This window comes from Xenorhabdus eapokensis, assembly GCF_001908105.1.
This window is the reverse complement of record NZ_MKGQ01000045.1, coordinates 1-18568: the sequence shown is the minus strand read 5'-3', so window position 1 is coordinate 18568 and position 18568 is coordinate 1. Positions and strand designations below refer to the sequence as shown.

Here is an 18568-nt window from a genome sequence, read left to right as displayed (position 1 = left end):
ACGTTGGGTATTTTTGCCAATTTTAAACAAGGCAAAAGTCAACGCGACTGGCTCCAACAAGCCAAGGTTATAGGGTGTTAAAGTCGAGCATCGCGTTAACAGCTATAAATTATAAGTTCATTTTCAGATCATTCAATCAATAAAAATGATAGGTATATAAAAACAAAAAAACCAACTGGTGAGGTTGGTTTTTTTGCATTCCCCTTAAGCAGGGTATTTATCTTTGAGCTATACGAGGGTGGTAGCCTCAGTTATAGCGCGACATTCCTTAACTGACATCATCAGTCTAATACCTATAGCATAAAATATCAACCTATGGTATGGCGTACAAAACATCACACAAATAAACGATATTCACCCAATCACAGGCGAATATTTCTGTTTCAGTCCATCCGATTCTTGGGCTGTGCCTCTGATGGCGCTGGCGTTCTGTGGAGTGCCCGTGTTGTGATGGGTATGGGCGGCGGTCAGTTCCGCCAGTTCCTTGACCGCTACATTTTTATGCGGTTACTCCGCCCGGCGAGTCTCTATTCCCTTGATGATTCGCTGCGCTGTGTGAATCGTAAAATGGGTTTCGCTACGAAAACGCTCAATATCGTGGAGCAGTACCAGTATATTCTGCAGGATCTAGGCGCGAAAGTGATCGACACTCAGTACATTGTGCCATTGCCTGCCGAGTTCCCGTCTGCGGCGCTTTCCCCTCAAATCCTATTTAATCCTTATGCCAGCCGAAAAGACAAGGGGCTATCCCCTTCCCGTGCAACCGCAGCTCTACAAGCTATCGCCGACGAGTTTCCCGGCCATTCCGTGGGCATTCTTTGCAGCCCTACAACGCTGCACAGCGCACAGCATCTGGAAAGCGCAGTTGCACGCGATAATGTGGCAGTCTTGCGCGATGGGCTAACGCCCGAAAAGGTTGCAGGATATATTTGCCGTGCCCAAGCAGTTGTGAGTGTGGATATCCCCATATGTATGGGAACAGGGCATTATTTTTGGTTTCATGACCTGACTCTTCGGTTTATCCCCATACGTATGGGGAACAGTGTCAGTTATGACACAGGTGCAACCCTGAATCCGGTTTATCCCCATACGTATGGGGAACAGTGCGTATTTTAACGGAGACAGGCAACGATACACGGTTTATCCCCATACGTATGGGGAACAGCAAATAATTATGTTTCTTTCTTTCTTCTAAACCGGTTTATCCCCATACGTATGGGGAACAGCCTACAAAAGGTGGTTCGCAATCAATGGCTTGCGGTTTATCCCCATACGTATGGGGAACAGAATAACCTCGTGTGTATTTGTTTATTATTCAGCGGTTTATCCCCATACGTATGGGGAACAGGTGGTTTTTAGCGGGCGTTCTGGCGGGGATCATCGGTTTATCCCCATACGTATGGGGAACAGATTGTTGCCCCGCCGTTGATGGCAGGCGAAGCCGGTTTATCCCCATACGTATGGGGAACAGCTTCCACCGCTAGCATTATGCAGGGCACTTAACGGTTTATCCCCATACGTATGGGGAACAGATTCGTTCATTAACGGAAAGCGATCCGAATGCCGGTTTATCCCCATACGTATGGGGAACAGGGCGACTATCAAGGCAGAACAAGACTTGAAAAAGGTTTATCCCCATACGTATGGGGAACAGTATACATGGCATCCTGAACGTGATAGCGAAATTCGGTTTATCCCCATACGTATGGGGAACAGAATTGGGAAAATCTGGAGCTAGAGCCTGATCGACGGTTTATCCCCATACGTATGGGGAACAGCTATCTGAATCTTTTTTAAATCCAATTGAAAACGGTTTATCCCCATACGTATGGGGAACAGGCCTTGATGTACAGACAAATAATGGACTGCGACGGTTTATCCCCATACGTATGGGGAACAGGGTATCAACTGGCTCACGACCGTGACGCAGTTCGGTTTATCCCCATACGTATGGGGAACAGGTCGTGCAGCAGTGATTGACCGTTGGTTTGCGCGGTTTATCCCCATACGTATGGGGAACAGTGGGTAAATTTCTGAGTTCTTTCAGGCACTCCCGGTTTATCCCCATACGTATGGGGAACAGGAAATTAATTTACCCACAAGTCGCATAACCTCCGGTTTATCCCCATACGTATGGGGAACAGTTAATTACGGTCGTGGTCATTGGCTCTGTCCTCGGTTTATCCCCATACGTATGGGGAACAGTTTTTTGTCATTAATTTATTAATGATGTGACCCGGTTTATCCCCATACGTATGGGGAACAGCAACGGCACGAATGACTCACTTCACCTTTTCCCGGTTTATCCCCATACGTATGGGGAACAGTCTAAAGATATCAGCATACCAACTCGCATTTGCGGTTTATCCCCATACGTATGGGGAACAGGCTAATTATATCCATTTATTTTTAAAGAACTTTTTTGATAGAAAAAATTCTACCACGTTTTTTACTTAAAAATCGCATTTAATTAAATATAAAAATATTTGTTTTTCAATATGTTAAAAAACCAAAGCTCAAACCATCTCAATCTACCGAAATTCCTTATACGAAACATTTTTGCTATGAGTAGCATCTCTAAAACTTTGCTCTATCTCATAAAAATCGATGCCAAGATATTCAATATACGTTGATACACTCAACGTATCAGAGAGACATAATCCCAAGTAAAAACCATAAAAAAATAATCACCTCAGCAAGCATCAACCAACTTCACCGCCTCCCGCGCCAATTTACCCACCTTTTTCCACTCCTTATCTCGGATCAACTGTGGGCTCACCATCCATGATCCACCACATGCCACAATTTGTGGGATAGCCAGATAATTGCGAATGTTCTCAACACTGATCCCACCAGTTGGCATGACCTTTAACTGTGGGTACGGGGCAAGTAGCGCTTTAATCATCGCAATTCCACCCGAGGGTTCGGCGGGGAAGAATTTAACAAACTCGATGCCTAATTCCAGCGCCTGTTCAATTGTGCTGGCATTATTCACGCCGGGAATGATAGGGATACCAATTTGCTGGCACGCCTGTACGGTGTTTGGATTAAGCCCTGGTGAGACGACAAACTCTGCCCCTGCCGCTTTTGCCTGACGAACATGTTCACGATGAAGCACGGTGCCTGCCCCGATCAACATATCTGGCCGTTCAGCTTTCAGCAGGCTAATTGCTTCGGTGGCACTCTCGGTACGAAATGTGATTTCAGCTACAGGCAGGCCGTTGTCGGCTAATGCGTGACCAAGAGGAATGATATCTCTGGCCTCTTCAATAGCTATCACAGGCACAATTTTAATCTGACGCAGACGTATCATTATCTCTTGCATTTTCATCCTCTCCAATTTCGTTCGAATTTAAAAAACGGGCGATAACCCCTTGTGTCACAGCTTGCGGAACAATCGCACCTTTATGCTGGATCACAACCCCTGCGAGCTGATGCCCCATTAATGCAGCGTCATGAATAGATTTTCCATGTAACCACCCCGCGATAAACCCCGCATTAAACGCATCGCCTGCCGACGTGGTATCAACGACAGATGTAACAGCTTGAGTTTCAATATGTAGTGTGGCATCGCAGCCGCTTAAGTCACGATAAAAACAACCCCGTTCACCCGCTTTGATAATGGCTTGTTTAACCCCCATGCTTTTCAGGCGATGAAAACTGTCCTCCATTGACATATCTCCCCAGAGATTCGCTTCATCATCGTCAGTGACTAACGCAATATCCGTGATAGCATACATTTGCTGATAACACGCACGGGCTTGGGCTGCGTTTTCCCATAAAGCCGGACGATAATTACTGTCAAAGAAAATCACCTTCCCGTCAGCAGACAACTGTTTCAAATCAATGAGCAGCCGTTGGCGATCATTTTCCGGCAAAATCGCCAGACTGATCCCGCTGAGATAAAGTACATCCATGCTCTGCAATTGCTGGCGCACTATGGAATAAGCAGGATGACGCAAGAGATAACGCGCCGCTGAGTCATTACGCCAGTAAAGAAACGTGCGCTCACCTTTTTCATCAAGTTGGATCAGGTATAAACCGGACTGGTGTGCGTTATCACGCAATACTAACGACGTATTAATGCCTTCTTGCTGCCAGCGTGAGATCATACCTTCGCTCAAGGCGTCCGTTCCCATCGCCGTGACAAAATGGACATCAAACTTATCGCCGCCAGCGCGAGCCAGATAAACCGCACTATTAAGTACATCACCGCCATAGCTTTGTGTCATGACACCAAATGGGATGCCATTTAGCTCGATCATACTTTCGCCAATCAGGCCAATTTTCCGCATCTGCATTCTTTAATCCTTTATGGCCTGAAAATAACGTTCAGCATTATTGAAGCAGATATCCTGAACTATCTGCCCCAGCATTTTTTCATCATCGGGGATTTCACCATTTTCGACCCATTTCCCCAGCATATTGCAGAGAATGCGCCGAAAATATTCATGACGGGTGTAGGATAAGAAACTGCGTGAATCTGTCAGCATACCGACAAATTGGCTTAACAACCCTAATTGCGAGAGTTGCTCTAATTGACGCTGCATACCGTCTTTTTGATCGTTAAACCACCAGCCCGATCCAAATTGGATTTTGCCGCCGATACTTTTCCCGCCTTGTGCAAGGCTTCCGCCCTGAAAGTTGCCCGTCATAGTGGCGATCACTTCATTATCACGAGGGTTTAAGCAATAGAGAATGGTCTTCGACAATGCACCGGTTTTATCTATCTCATCCAACAAGCGAGATAATGGGTAAGCGATAGGATTATCGCCAATGGAATCAAAGCCGCTGTCTGCCCCTAACAGATTAAACATCCGTGTGTTGTTATTACGTAAAGCACCAATATGCATCTGCATGACCCAGCCGCGCTTTGCATACTGCTTACCTAACCAAACCAGCACCGCTGTTGTGAATTGTGCGATTTCTAATTCGCTAAGTGGTTGCCCCTGCCTGCGCTTTTGCAAAATAATATCTAACACTTTTTCGTCAGGTATCGGCGCATAACGCATATGTTCAATGCCATGATCCGATGCCACACAACCGTGATCCTGAAAGTGTGCAAGGCGGCGCTCTAATGCCTGCAATAAATCAGCAAAACACCCGATAGCGACATCTGCGACTTCCCCTAATTGTTCGAGATAGTCACAAAAATCCGGTAATTCAATTTTGAAGACTTTGTCCGGACGCCAGCTTGGTAACACTTTGATGGTGAAATCTTTATCTTTGGCGAGCTGTTGATGGTATTCGAGAGAATCAATGGGATCATCCGTTGTTCCCACCATTCGTACCTGCATTTGCTGCATAATGCCACGGGCAGAAAATTCACTTTGAGAGAGTTTTTCGTTCGCCTCATGCCAGATAGCCTCTGCGGTGTCAGGTGCAAATAATTTTCCGCTAATACCAAATGGACGCCGCAATTCCAGATGTGTCCAGTGATAAAGTGGATTGCCGATCGTCAGGGGAACCGTTTTCGCCCAGGCAAGATATTTTTGGTAATCACTGCTTTCAGTACCGGTAATCAGAGCCTCTTCAATCCCTGCCGCACGCATCGCCCGCCACTTATAATGATCACCCTGCAACCAAATTTGACCAAGATTGGGGAAACGGCGGTTTTGCGCAATCTCTTTTGGATTGAGATGACAGTGATAATCATAAATCGGCATTAACGCTGCGTAATCATGATAAAGGCGGCGAGCAACGTCATTATTTAACAGGAAATCTTCACACATAAAGGTTTTCATTATGTTTTCCTCTATGATCAAAGAGCCGCAACCGCCTGGCGGGCGCCAACGGTTAGTAAGTTTTGGTAGGCTTGGGTAACGTTATCGACAAAGTCACGGTTTTTGCCTAATTTTTTACCGAAGATCGATTCAATGGCCAGTAACGCTTCCACCACAGCGACAGAATGACCATATTCCGCATAAATCGCCGCAAAAGTCGCTTTTAATGGATCACGCACATCAATGGGTTGGCCTTGTTCATCCACACCACTGATATAACGCATCCAACCCGCCACACCGAGCGCTAAATGGCGATAATCACTTCCCTGCACAAGGTGCCATTCAATGGAATCAAGCATGCGTTGTGGTAATTTCTGGCTGCCATCCATCGCAATTTGCCATGTCTGATGTTTTAACGCCGGATTGGTGAACCGTTCGATTAAGTTATCCGCATAAGCGACTAAGTCGGTATCTTCTGGCATCGACAGGGTTGGGGCTTGTTCATCCAGCATCAGTGCGTACACTGCCCGACGATAATCGGCATTTGTCATCGTATCGGAGATATGGGCATAGCCGCCCAAATACCCCAGGTAGGCCAGAAAGGAATGAGCGCCATTTAACATGCGCAACTTCATCATTTCAAATGGCGCCACATCGTCCACAAATTGTGCACCCGCCAGATCCCAATCTGGACGCCCATTGACAAAGTTATCTTCAATCACCCATTGACGGAAAGGTTCGCAGGCAATGGCACAGGGATCTTCCACGCCCAGCCATTGGGCAATTTCGGTTAACGTTTCTGGTGTCGCTGCCGGCACAATACGATCCACCATCGTGCAGGGAAACGTCACCTGATTTTCTATCCATTGCGCTAATTTTTCGTCCTGCAAACGCGCCAGACTCAATACGGCTTCACGGGCAACATGTCCATTTTCCCGCACGTTATCGCACGACAAAATCGTTACCGCAGGCAGGCTTCGTTCAAAACGCAATTTTAATGCCGCAGTCATGTACCCGATGGCTGATCTTGGCACAGCGGGATTAGCAATATCTTTAATAATCAAAACATTATTTGGATCTAAATGCCCTGTTGCGGCATCGGTACAATAGCCTTTTTCGGTGATGGTCAAAGAGATGATGGCGACATCCGGATGCGCCATTTTTTCAATAATCGCCTGAACACCATCAATTAATGGGTGCATCCCTTCTTTCATCGAACCAATAATTTTTAATGTGACCTCCTCTCTCCCTTTCTCTGCGACGTGATAGCGCATGGACTGTTTTTTCAGATTTTCAATCAGTGAAGTATCGTTTAGCATCAGATTAACTTCACAAAATCCCCAATCACTGTCTGTTTGTTCTAATACATGATGCGTATAAAGTGCCTGATGCGCCCGATGAAACGCACCGCAGCCTAAATGCACCATACGGGAAGTCAAACGTTCGGTTGTCCAGCGAGGGTATTGGACAGACGTTATCGCACTGACAAGATTTTTTTTCATAATCGACTCACAAATAAGTGGCAATGAGTGACATTCATTCACTCCCCTGTAGGGTTCAAGTCCAGAAACTATTTTGGGAAAAATGCACGATGAATGCCCAACTCAAGGCCACGAATTTCAGCCAGCCCTTTCAGGCGGCCAATTGCTGAATAGCCGGGATTCGTTTTCTTTTTTAAATCATCAAGTATTTGATGACCATGATCAGGCCGCATTGGAATCAGGTGATTTTCACCCGCTGCCAATCGGCGATGTTCTTCTTCTGCGACCGCTTTGATCACTTCATACATATCCACATCACCGGCAAGATGCGCCGCTTCGTGGAACGTGGAGGGATTTTCTTCCCGTAGGGTTGAGCGCAAATGGAGGAAATAGATACGGGAGCCAAATGATTTGATCATCTGCACCAAATCATTATCCGCCCGCACACCATAAGATCCGGTGCACATCGTATAACCATTGGCATGACTGTCTACCGTTTCGGCTATCCAACGCATATCCTCTATGGTAGAAACTATGCGTGGCAGGCCTAAGATCTCACGTGGGGGATCATCCGGATGAACAGCCATTTTGATACCGAGTTCTTCCGCAACCGGAATGATCTGTTGCAGGAAATAAGCAAAATGCTCACGCAATTTGGCCTTATCAATATCGGTATAACGTTTTAGGTGTTGGCGAAATTGTTCTAAGGTATAGCCTTCCTCTGCCCCCGGAAGACCAGCAATGATCGTGTTTGTTAGTTTTTGTTTTTCTTCTTCTGTCATTGCAGCGAAGCGTGATTGTGCTTGCACAATTTCATCATCGGAATACGCTTTTTCTGCATCACGACGTTGCAAAATGTGGATATCAAAAACAGCAAATGCGATTTGATCAAAACGCAGCGCTTTTGAACCATCAGGTAATTCATATTCGAGATCTGTACGCGTCCAATCCAGAACCGGCATAAAGTTGTAGCATATTGTTTTGATCCCGCAGGCAGCGAGGTTACGCAAGGTTTGTTGATAGTTTGCAATCCAGTGATCATACTCCCCAGTCTGCGTTTTGATATCTTCATGAATGGGAACACTCTCTACGACTGTCCATTCAAGTTGATTAGCTTCAATCAGTGCCTTACGTTGCTCTATCTCTTCGAGCGTCCAGACTTCACCATTAGGCATATGGTGCAACGCCGTCACAACCCCTGTTGCTCCAGCCTGACGGATATCCGCTAATGAAACCGGATCTCCAGGCCCATACCAACGCCAAGTTTGTTTCATAATTCCCCCTATAACTAATTCAAAACTAATTCAGGTAACCATAAACTCAATTGCGGCAGATATGTCACCAGCGCTAGCGCCGAGATCAGCGCAACATACATCGGCAACAGTGGCTTCAGTACCTTATCAATACTCACATCCCCTACCGAGCAACCCACAAATAAAGCGCTGCCGACGGGAGGGGTACAAATTCCAATAGCCAAATTAAATGTCATGATGATGCCAAAATGCACCGGATCGATACCCATGCTCATTGCAACGGGTAAGAAAATTGGCGTGAAGATCAAAATGGCCGGAGTCATATCCATAAAGATCCCCACGATCAGCAAGATGATATTGATGACCAGCAGGATAGTCAGTGGATTATCAGAAACTGCCATCAATGCATCCGCAATCAGATACGGCAGATCAGCATTGGCCATCGCCCAAGACATTCCCATTGATACGCCAATCAACAGTAAGACAATCGATGTGGTCACGGCTGAATCAAGGATAATTTTGGGCAGTTGTTTGACACTCACTTCACGATAAACAATCACTGCAAGAATAAAACTGTAGAGCACCGCAATGGCTGATGCTTCTGTCGCTGTGAAGATCCCCGCAATAATCCCGCCCATAATGACTACAATCAGCATTAATGACGGGATGGCTTTCCACGCTGTATCCAAAAACTCGCGCCATGTTGGCCGAGGTGCAACGGGATAACGCTTCCTTTTGGCAATAATGGCAGACACAATCATGAGTGAAACTCCCATCATAATGCCGGGGATATAACCCGCCAAGAACAAGGCCGCAATTGATGTCCCCCCTGAAACTAACGAGTACACAATCAAGGTATTGCTGGGTGGGATCAGTAAACCAGAAGGGCAAGAAGCGATGTTTACGGCAGCAGACAACCCAGAGTCGTATCCTTCTTTTCTCTGCATCGGCGCCATTGTCCCCCCGACCGCGGCGGCAGATGCCACTGCCGAGCCGGAAATTGCCCCGAACAGCATGTTCGCCATGATATTGACGTGCATTAATGATCCCGGCAAACGGCCGCCAATCATTTTAGCCAGATTGATCAAACGTGCAGCTATCCCGCCCTGATTCATCATATTTCCGGCCAGAATAAAGAACGGGATCGCCAATAAAGAGAAGTTATCGACTCCCGCCGCCATACGTTGCGCAACAACCGTGATCGCAGATTCCAACGGCAATGTCATCGTAATGGCGACTAACGAAGATAAGCCGATTGCAAAAGAAACGGGGACACTCAATGCCAGTAATATCGCAAATGTGCCAAAGAGTGCGGCAATGACAGACCAATCCATACTCTAATCTCCATAATTTAGTGATTTTCAGACACAACGGGTGGTTGACCAGAAAAATGCTGAACAATCGAGATCACATCAACAAGCGCATAGAAAATCATCAATATTCCGCTAATAGGCAAACATAAATAGATGTATCCCATCTTCCAGCCTAATACAGGGGTGATTTGACCATTTTCCAGTGTCGATGAAACAAGCAGGCTGCCACCATAAAGCAGCACAATGGAAGAAAATAAAATAATGGCTGCCTGAATAATCAGACCAATAATACTTTTCTTGACGCCTGTTAATTTCATCATCAGCAGATCGATCGCAAGATGACGATGTTGTCCGGTGGTGTATGCAGCGCCAATCATTGCAACCCACATAAACAGATAACGTGCTAACTCATCGGTCTCGGTGCTCGGTGCATCTAGGACATAGCGTGAAATGACCTGCCACGACACACATAAAACCAGAAAGGCCAGCAGGCAGATGGTAAAAAATGCCAAACTTTTATTGGTTATCGCTACAAGGTTTTTCATTTATCCGACTCCTGTCATTTTGGTTTACCAATTAAAGTCCACCCAGGGATCAGAATCTATACTGATCGTACTAAAAACGTTGCAATAACTACCAGAAAAAGAGTGATATAGATCACAAACATAAAAGGTCAACCAATAATGCCATTTTTTGCGATTCAGATCGACCAATTGGATTTTACCCTTTGCCCAATCAGTGAGATCTGATTATGGTTTGTCCACAGAAAATAATAAAAACCTACACTTACCTCTGGAGAACCAAACATGCAGAACAACAAACGACAACTTTTCGGTATGGCAGGCATAGTGGCTGGCATCATGTTTATGCTGGGGGCATCCCAGGCTTTTGCCGTAACAACACTGAAACTCAGCCATAACCAGAACCGAGAGCATGCTGTTCATAAAGCTATGACCGAATTCGCTAACGAAGTGAAAGAAAAAACCAACGGGGAAGTCCGTATCCGCATCTATTCTGATTCTCAATTGGGCAACCAACGTGAATCTATCGAATTGATGCAAAATGGCGCCTTAGATATTGCTAAATCCAATGCGGCAGAATTAGAAGCCTTTTCTCCGGCTTATTCCATTTTTAACCTGCCCTATTTATTCCGTGATAAAGCGCACTATCAACAAGTCATTAATAGCGATATTGGAAAAGAAATCCTCGATTCAAGCCAAAACATGGGATTTATTGGTCTCACATACTATGATGCGGGCGCACGCAGTTTTTATGCGAAAAAACCGATCAGAACGCCTGAAGACCTAAAAGGTTTGAAAATTCGCGTACAACCCAGCCCAACCGCCATTGCGATGGTAAAAGGGTTAGGAGGAAATCCAACACCACTCGCTTATGGTGAACTCTATACCGCATTGAAACAGGGAGTTGTGGACGCGGCTGAGAACAACATTACTTCTTTTACGTTAAGCCGCCATAGCGAAGTGACAAAATTCTTTTCGCTGGATGAGCATACGATGATCCCTGATGTCCTGTTAATATCGAACAAATCGTTAAATAAATTAACCCCTGAACAGCAAGAAATTGTGAAAAAAGCGGCGCTAAATTCCTCAAACTACATGATTCAACTGTGGGAAAAATCAGAACAGGAAGAGCGTGCTAAAGCAGAAAAACAAGGGGTTGAATTTATTGCCGTGGATAAAACCCTCTTTCAAGACGCGGTTAAACCCCTGTATGACGATATTGCTAAAACTCAACCGGAATTCTTCGAAATGGTAAATCGAGTACGTAAAATAGAATAATTTTCTCTCAAAACCACCTATTGTAACAAGAATAGGTGGTTATATTTCTGGCATTGATGTCTTAGAATAACATCATTTTTAGTCGATCCATTTAAGTATATGACCTTACGGCGGCATTAAATGATGAACTTTGCAGACTCCAGGCGTCCCTATCACGAAGTAGCCCAATCATTACGTCAGATGATTATAGAGATGGATTATTCTCCTGGTGATCGTCTCCCGACAGAACGTGAAATTGCGGAAAAATTCAGCGTTTCACGCACTCTTATTCGTGAAGCGTTAATTGTGCTGGAATTGGAAAACCTCATCGAAGTACGCAAAAGCTCAGGTATTTATCTCATCCAACTGCCATGCGCTTATACAAGCGATACCACCATTAATGCCGCAGGGCCTTTTGAGTTATTGCAAGCGCGCCAATTATTGGAAAGTAATATCGCTGAATTTGCCGCACTCCAGGTGACGCCGGTCGATATTGCCAATATGCGCAACGCATTGGAAAAAGAGAAAAAAGATCTGATTTCGGGAGAAAGTGAATCCGGTGATAAGGCGTTTCATTTAGCTATCGCGCAGGCAACGCATAACAGTATGTTAGTTGAATTGCTTAAACAGTCCTGGGCGTGGCGTGAGAATAACCCTATGTGGATCAAGTTACATAGCCGAATTACCAATACCGACTATCGTAAAGCGTGGTTGAATGATCATCAGGCAATTTTGGCAGCGATGATCAAAAAAGATCCCATAGCAGCGAAACAAACGATGTGGCAACATTTAGAAAATGTGAAACAAAGTTTGCTTGAATTATCCGATGTCGATGATCCTAATTTCGATGGGTATTTGTTTGAGTCGTATCCGGTGGGGATTGGGAAGTGAGTTTTTGACACTGAGCTGGCTGAAAATCTCAAGATATTGAGATATTTGAGCCAGCTTTTCCTTTTTCTAGATAGGGTCATCATAAATTCATGTAATAATAACTCTATATGACATGAATGGATGACTTAACCATGAGCACACCAGCACACCGCCGTCATGGTATTTCCGAGCATATTTGGAGTTTGCTTGAACCTCACCTATCGGGACGTAAGGGAGCCTGGGGGCGTGTTGCTTATGATAATCGATTATTTATTAATGCGGTGTTCTGGATCTTACGGACAGGCGCACCCTGACGAGATTTACCGCCCGATTATGGCGACTGGAAAAATACGCATCGCCGTTTTTGTCGGTGACGGGACAAAGGCGTATGGGAAGGACTGCTTGAAGAACTCATCTTTGAACCCGATTTCGAATGGCTGATGATTGACGCCAGTCATATTAAGGTTCATCCCCATGCCGCAGGGGCGGCAGGAGGCAATCAGGATATGGGGCGCACAAAAGGGGGCTCAATACAAAGATACATTTGGCCGTGGATGCGCATGGTATGCCGCTCAGAGCGCTTATTACAAGCGGTACCACAGCGGATTGCTCACAAGCTGAGGCCTTGATTGATGGAATAGATGCAGAACATTTATTAGCGAATCGGGGCTATGACAGTCATACCGTTGTTGAACAAGCAGAAAAACAAGGTATGGCAGTGCAAATTCCCGGCCGAAAAAATCGCAAAGTGAAACGAGAATATGATCGGGAACTCTATCGACTCAGGTATTTAGTTGAAAATGCTTTTCTTCATCTTAAACGTTGGCGTGGTATAGCGACCCGTCATGCCAAAAATAGGGCATCATTTCTTGCTGCTGTTCAGATCCGCTGTCTTGCTCTTTGGTTAAATATCTTATGACGATATAATCTAAAAAACTGACTGTTTTAAAACCACTTTTAAGGCTGAACTAGCAACCTCTAAGTCGAATAAGTCGGTGAAAAAATGATTTTTATGGCCATTCAGCATTCAGGAATAGCATAAAAATGGACAATTTTGCTTCAAGATTAGCGTATTGCCATGCATCGTTTTATGATTGAATTCAGTGACTGTCCAAACAGATACATTTAATATGAAGCGGCGATTACAGAATTGGAAATAGGGTCGTGAGTGTTATCGGTAAATGTTAGTCACTGACGATGATGAAGTGAACCTCTGGGACGATACTTTAACTGAGGAAAGTTTTTATTGCCTGAAAAGAATGGAGGTTAAGCAAGCCATTATCAAAGCGGATGAACGAAGGTTGTTTTTATCGTGACTGAAGCGGTTGCAATACAACATATTAAGACTCAACCTTAGAAAAGGCATGGGATAGTAAAATATGTACCATAGCAACTGATAACCTTTTTGATAAAAAAGAGATTGTTATGTCCAAAGTAAATGATCCCGAAGTTAGAAGCAGAATTATGCGTTCTATTAAAAGTAGTGATACATTTATAGAAAAGAAAATTGAGAAAATTATTATAAACTTGGATGTTAGATATAGAAAACAAGTTTCGGATTTACCAGGAAAACCTGATTTTGTTATAGATGAATATAATTCTGTATTATTTGTTCATGGTTGTTTTTGGCATGGGCATAAATGTTATATATTTAAGCCACCCATGACAAGAAGGGATTTTTGGTTAAAAAAAATCAATAGAAATATTAGTAGAGATAAAGCTGTGGTCAGTTCTTTAATTAAATTGAATTGGAAGGTATTAATTGTATGGGAGTGTTCTTTGACAGGTAAATATAGGTTATCGGATAAGGGATTATCTGAAAGGGTAGAAGAGTGGTTGTGTGAAGATTATTTATATGCTGAAATTGATAATGAAGGTATTCATATGGGAGATATCTAAATAAGGTGGTCATAACATCAATATAAATTGATTTAGAGGCTGTCCGAAATCTTTATACCACTACAAATTGGGTTATCGTGTTATCGATTATAGCAGTAATGCAGATAATTTATCTTATTGACTTAAATTATGTTTTCCCTATAAAATTGAAAATAATATTTTCGATACTGTTCGCAAAAGTAAATATTGTTTTTCAATAAGCCTGGACAATTGATTTGTATTGATCTAAAATATAATTAATCCAATCCTTTTAATTGCATATGCACAGGTGTACTTTGAAGCGATCTAATCTATATAATCACATTGAATTGTTTTCCGGCTGTGGTGGTTTATCTCTAGGACTAGAAAGTGCAGGATTTAATCTACTTCTTGCGAATGAATTATCACCTATGGCTGCAGAAACGTTTGCCTATAATCTTCTAAATGAAGATCTCGAATTATTGGGAAAAAATAATAAGTCTCCAAAAAAAACTTTTTGGATTAGCAGTGCTTTTAAAGATTTAAAGCAACGTTTGAGGGAAAATCCTCTTAATTTTCCAGAGATTTCATCTGAAAACACCGATCTTTTTGGAAAAGAGAAGAAATTAAAGAATAGCTTAGTTGTTGGAAGCATTATTCAGCTAAATGCATTAATTAAAAATAATTTAGAATTACTTAATCTATTAAAATCAGGTTTTAATCAGAATGGCGTAGATCTTGTCTCAGGAGGCCCCCCATGCCAGAGTTTTAGTATGGCAGGTTTACGTGAAAAAAATAATGAAAAAAATACATTGCCTTGGGAGTTCGCAAATTTTGTTTCCATGATACAACCTAAAATAGTTTTACTGGAAAATGTAACTGGTATATTAAGAGCATTTAAGGATAAAGATGGCAGCCGTTATCATGCATGGTTTGAAGTAGCTAAAGCCTTTGCTATTAAAGGGTATATACCAGTATGTTTACATATAAATGCCAGATTAACAGGTGTTGCCCAGAATAGACCACGTTTTATTATGATTGCTATTCGTCAGGATATTTTTAATAAAATTTTCAAAAATGTAGAAAATGGAAGTTCAGAGTATAGATTATTAAAAAACTCGGATGTTTTTTATAAACTAGTAAAAAATACACCAGAAAAAGCTGTATTTGGAACTTTAATTTACTTTGATGTAATGAGACCTAATGATTTGGAACTATTGGAGAATTCTTTCTTTCATCATCTTGTGAATAAAAAAGAAGTCTCAGTAAAAGAAGCCTTGGATGATTTAAAACTTAACTCTCCTTCAGAAGAATCTGAATATATAAAATATTTAAATAAAACTTTTTCATCTTCATTAAAAAATAAAATTGGGACATATAACCATGAACAACGTAACAATAGCTTATTGGTTAAATGTAGATTTAGAATATATCAAGTACTTCAAGAAGTGAATGATAAATCAGTTAATAAATCTGTCTTCTCAATATTAAAAGGAAATGGATCTAATTTAGATGATTATATCTGGGGGAAATTAAAAGAATATGAATATTTGCAAGATAATGGTAAAATGAAATATTTCACCAATAAAACAGATTTTATAGACTACTTAAAACTACACCCAACTAGAAAACAGACCCAAAGGGCATTGATTGCGAATTCACCTGCATTTGCTGCTTTATCTATCCCTGATGACGCTTGTCATTATGATAAAAATGAATTGCGAGTGCTTACTGTTAGAGAAATGGCGAGAATACAATCTTTTCCGGATAATTTTATTTTTCGTTCTAAAGTGACAACAGGAGGGAAAATGCGTAAATTCGAAGTTCCTCAATACACTCAAGTAGGCAATGCAGTTCCACCATTACTGGGATTGGCTTTAGGAAAAGTTATTATTGAGCTGTTAAATATAGCAGAAGAAAAGAATGGCTCTCTATAATTAATAATAAGATACTGATAAATTTAGTTAACATAACAAAATTAAAATATATAATTTATTTTTATAGTATTTGATGGGTTGAATTTTATTTCAACCCTATCATTATTTTTTCATATAAACCATATTATGGGAAAAATAATGACTACATCAAAGCATCATGAAAGTCTGCGTAACTATAATATCATAACTCACATACTATCTAAAAATATATTTCCTGAATTATGGATTAAAGAGTGTCTTTATAGAAAATGATCTAGGAATTGTTTACACATTAAAATCCTTTTTTGAATACTCAAGTTTTATATCGCTTAGATATAGTTGAGCGATTTTTATTCACGATTGTTTTTAGCATGTGTATCTATATCTTTCTTCACTGGCCTGCTATACATGTTTTTTGATGGAAAAAACTGAATAAGATTTCAAAATAATAGATCATTTGGAGAGAACCCAATCCGATTTTTGCGATCTGAACAATTACTAACATCCAACGAACCGTGTTGTGCTTATCATTGCACCGATATCATCAAGATGAGCGCCAGAAAATGAAAAAATTTACCCATAAAAAACTCGTGATGAGGACTATGCCCACCGATTGCTCACGTTATTGATACTGTGCATGATGGGTGTACCGTAAATTGCGTTGCCAAGAGCCTTACCGGACTTATCTTGACAATTAACGCGAAAAATGTTGTCCTGTTTTTCGGTGCAATCCGGAAAATCTACCTGCTTTCACAAAAAATTCATTTCATTCTGGATGGGACCGGTTACCACCGCACTGAAATAGTCCAATTTTTTGCCGAAGTTTTGAATATTGAGTTGCATTATCTGCCGTCTTACAACCCTAACCTCAACCTGATTGAGCGATTATGGAAGTAAGCGAATGAGCAGGTACGAAACAATATTTATTTCCCAGATGCAAAACATTCCGTGAAACACTTCATCATTTTTTCATATCACATTGCCAGAAAAAGTACAGGAACTGACTATCCGGCTGACAGATAATTTTCAGGCTTTAATTCCTGTATCTTTAAGTTAATTGTGTATAGTAATTGAGATTATTATATGAAATATCTTTTTATAACTTAAAGTAATTGTCATTTAGCTTCATTTTCATAATTTCTTCGGCAACAGCCAAATGCCAGCCATTTGGATATTCTCTATGGCTAGTAGCGAAGTTTTTCTGGATAATATCGAATAAATTTGATGCTATTCCTAATTTAGATTTTAGTCCCCAATAGTTTCCACCAGATAAGTATTTCACTCTCATTACTGCAGTAGTTGTAGGTTTAAAACTCTCTGGTTTTACTGTTGGAACAGTGACGAATGAGTACGTAAACTTTTTGAGTCTTTTATGGCTAAAGCCATTGCTTCCCACAGTAGCGCCTGAGGAAAAACTATTTGATGCATAGATTAAATCCCAAAGCATTGGAATTTGTGCATTGTCGTTCCAATTAGTTTTACATTGAATGATCCCTAGTTCAGTTTCTGTAAACTGATTCTCAACCACTTGATTTATCATTTTCATCATTTCTTTGTGATCACCAGTAAATGTTTTTTGTAGATCACTATTAACCGGAAAAGTGACGGCTAGTAAGTCACTTTCAGTGTTAGAAGGAAAATTACCATAATTGACGCTGATGGCATAACGTATGCAGGTTGGAATATTTACTTGCTTGGCCTTGATGATGACTGTCCTGCTACCAAGTAAGCAAAGATTTAGATACCAACACACAAGAGCTTCCCACGCCACTCCACCTCCTGATACCTCACTTTGTCCACGGCCTTTTGAAGTACTTTTAAAAATGTCAAATAGATGGTTGCCTATATTTTGGAGTTCAGTGCCAGTAATGCTAGATTCTTTACATAGCTTTTTTATTGTTGATGACCAGTGAGGCCATACAGTCTGAATAGTACCAAGTGACATAAGGTCACTAACAACTGCTTTCCGTAATCTCTCTATTGCATTCATTTGGATTTCCAATTTTTTACACGTATTCAGTAATACTCAGATTTAGGCAACAAGTGCCACGATTGTAAAGAAAAAAGATAAGTGATTATTCATAGGTTAAAATAAAAACGAATGCTATATAATCTACTAACTGATAGCAAAAGATACCAAATATTTCTTATTAATGCAGGAAAATTTCTAAATATGAGACAGACAAAGGGATTGGTTTGCATGAATCCAGAAAATTAAGGCATAGTATTTGTGTAGTAATCAAGCAAATTGTCATACAGATACATTAGGGCGTGTTGGCGTTTACCGTTTATCCTTTACTCAACCCACATGGGTAGCCATATCATGACAAATGCCAGCGCCAACATGCTGGCATAATTTCGGGCTAATTTATCGTAT

General features: G+C 41.9%; 14 protein-coding genes, 3 pseudogenes and 1 CRISPR repeat array. Of the genes and pseudogenes, 7 read left to right on the top strand and 10 right to left on the bottom strand.

Translation table 11 applies throughout. The features are described 5' to 3' along the window. Positions 1-1014 precede the first annotated feature (1014 nt). Positions 1015-2388: direct repeats of the CRISPR family, unit length 29 nt; unit sequence CGGTTTATCCCCATACGTATGGGGAACAG. A gap of 304 nt (positions 2389-2692) precedes the next feature. From Xedl_RS17635 to Xedl_RS17605, 7 genes are all read right to left on the bottom strand, one after another. Continuing rightward, positions 2693-3325, bottom strand: coding sequence for a bifunctional 4-hydroxy-2-oxoglutarate aldolase/2-dehydro-3-deoxy-phosphogluconate aldolase (locus tag Xedl_RS17635; protein WP_074025082.1), 633 nt, complete (start codon positions 3323-3325; stop codon positions 2693-2695). Continuing rightward, positions 3291-4301: a sugar kinase gene (locus tag Xedl_RS17630; protein ID WP_074025081.1), complete on the bottom strand. Its 1011-nt coding sequence runs from the start codon at positions 4299-4301 to the stop codon at positions 3291-3293. The genes Xedl_RS17635 and Xedl_RS17630 overlap by 35 nt, the downstream gene beginning before the upstream one ends. Before the next feature lie 3 nt (positions 4302-4304). Beyond that, on the bottom strand, positions 4305-5744 hold the full coding sequence (gene uxaC, locus Xedl_RS17625; RefSeq protein WP_074025080.1) for a glucuronate isomerase: 1440 nt from the start codon (positions 5742-5744) through the stop codon (positions 4305-4307). Positions 5745-5761: 17 nt separating this feature from the next. Further along, a complete protein-coding gene (locus Xedl_RS17620; RefSeq protein WP_074025079.1) occupies positions 5762-7225 on the bottom strand; it encodes a fructuronate reductase in 1464 nt (487 codons plus the stop codon). Between the two features lie 68 nt (positions 7226-7293). Next, entirely contained in the window at positions 7294-8478 is a 1185-nt protein-coding gene (gene uxuA, locus Xedl_RS17615) for a mannonate dehydratase (protein ID WP_074025078.1), read from the bottom strand. Positions 8479-8492: 14 nt separating this feature from the next. Then, a complete protein-coding gene (locus Xedl_RS17610) occupies positions 8493-9791 on the bottom strand; it encodes a TRAP transporter large permease (protein WP_074025077.1) in 1299 nt (432 codons plus the stop codon). A gap of 17 nt (positions 9792-9808) precedes the next feature. Next, positions 9809-10315 (bottom strand): TRAP transporter small permease, encoded by a 507-nt coding sequence (locus Xedl_RS17605; RefSeq protein WP_074025076.1) that lies wholly within the window; start codon positions 10313-10315, stop codon positions 9809-9811. A gap of 261 nt (positions 10316-10576) precedes the next feature. Between Xedl_RS17605 and Xedl_RS17600 the strand changes: the two genes are divergently transcribed. The 4 genes and pseudogenes from Xedl_RS17600 to Xedl_RS39385 all read left to right on the top strand — a co-directional run. Then, positions 10577-11569, top strand: coding sequence for a TRAP transporter substrate-binding protein (locus Xedl_RS17600; protein ID WP_074025075.1), 993 nt, complete (start codon positions 10577-10579; stop codon positions 11567-11569). A gap of 120 nt (positions 11570-11689) precedes the next feature. Then, a complete protein-coding gene (locus Xedl_RS17595; protein WP_074025074.1) occupies positions 11690-12439 on the top strand; it encodes an FCD domain-containing protein in 750 nt (249 codons plus the stop codon). 131 nt (positions 12440-12570) lie between these two features. Further along, the gene (locus tag Xedl_RS39390) at positions 12571-12732 is read left to right on the top strand and encodes a transposase (RefSeq protein ID WP_422645902.1); all 162 of its coding nucleotides are present in this window, start codon (positions 12571-12573) and stop codon (positions 12730-12732) included. 230 nt (positions 12733-12962) lie between these two features. Then, positions 12963-13265: pseudogene (locus Xedl_RS39385) on the top strand (transposase); the annotation flags it as partial. Here the strand turns inward: Xedl_RS39385 and Xedl_RS39380 are convergent. After that, a complete protein-coding gene (locus Xedl_RS39380) occupies positions 13234-13335 on the bottom strand; it encodes a hypothetical protein (RefSeq protein ID WP_422645903.1) in 102 nt (33 codons plus the stop codon). The pseudogene Xedl_RS39385 and the gene Xedl_RS39380 overlap by 32 nt on opposite strands. 508 nt (positions 13336-13843) lie before the next feature. On the opposite strand from Xedl_RS39380, the gene Xedl_RS17580 reads away from it, so the two are divergent. The 3 genes and pseudogenes from Xedl_RS17580 to Xedl_RS33740 form a co-directional block, all read left to right on the top strand. Beyond that, on the top strand, positions 13844-14317 hold the full coding sequence (locus Xedl_RS17580) for a very short patch repair endonuclease (RefSeq protein WP_074025072.1): 474 nt from the start codon (positions 13844-13846) through the stop codon (positions 14315-14317). Between the two features lie 275 nt (positions 14318-14592). Continuing rightward, on the top strand, positions 14593-16212 hold the full coding sequence (locus tag Xedl_RS17575) for a DNA cytosine methyltransferase (protein ID WP_208605083.1): 1620 nt from the start codon (positions 14593-14595) through the stop codon (positions 16210-16212). A 612-nt stretch (positions 16213-16824) separates the two neighbouring features. Beyond that, a pseudogene (locus Xedl_RS33740) lies at positions 16825-17085 on the top strand (transposase); the annotation flags it as partial. A gap of 202 nt (positions 17086-17287) precedes the next feature. On the opposite strand, the gene Xedl_RS17565 reads toward Xedl_RS33740, so the two are convergent. Both Xedl_RS17565 and Xedl_RS25875 read right to left on the bottom strand, forming a co-directional pair. After that, positions 17288-18181: a hypothetical protein gene (locus Xedl_RS17565; RefSeq protein WP_074025070.1), complete on the bottom strand. Its 894-nt coding sequence runs from the start codon at positions 18179-18181 to the stop codon at positions 17288-17290. Positions 18182-18486: 305 nt separating this feature from the next. Then, positions 18487-18568 (bottom strand): annotated as a pseudogene (locus Xedl_RS25875) (IS5/IS1182 family transposase); the annotation flags it as partial.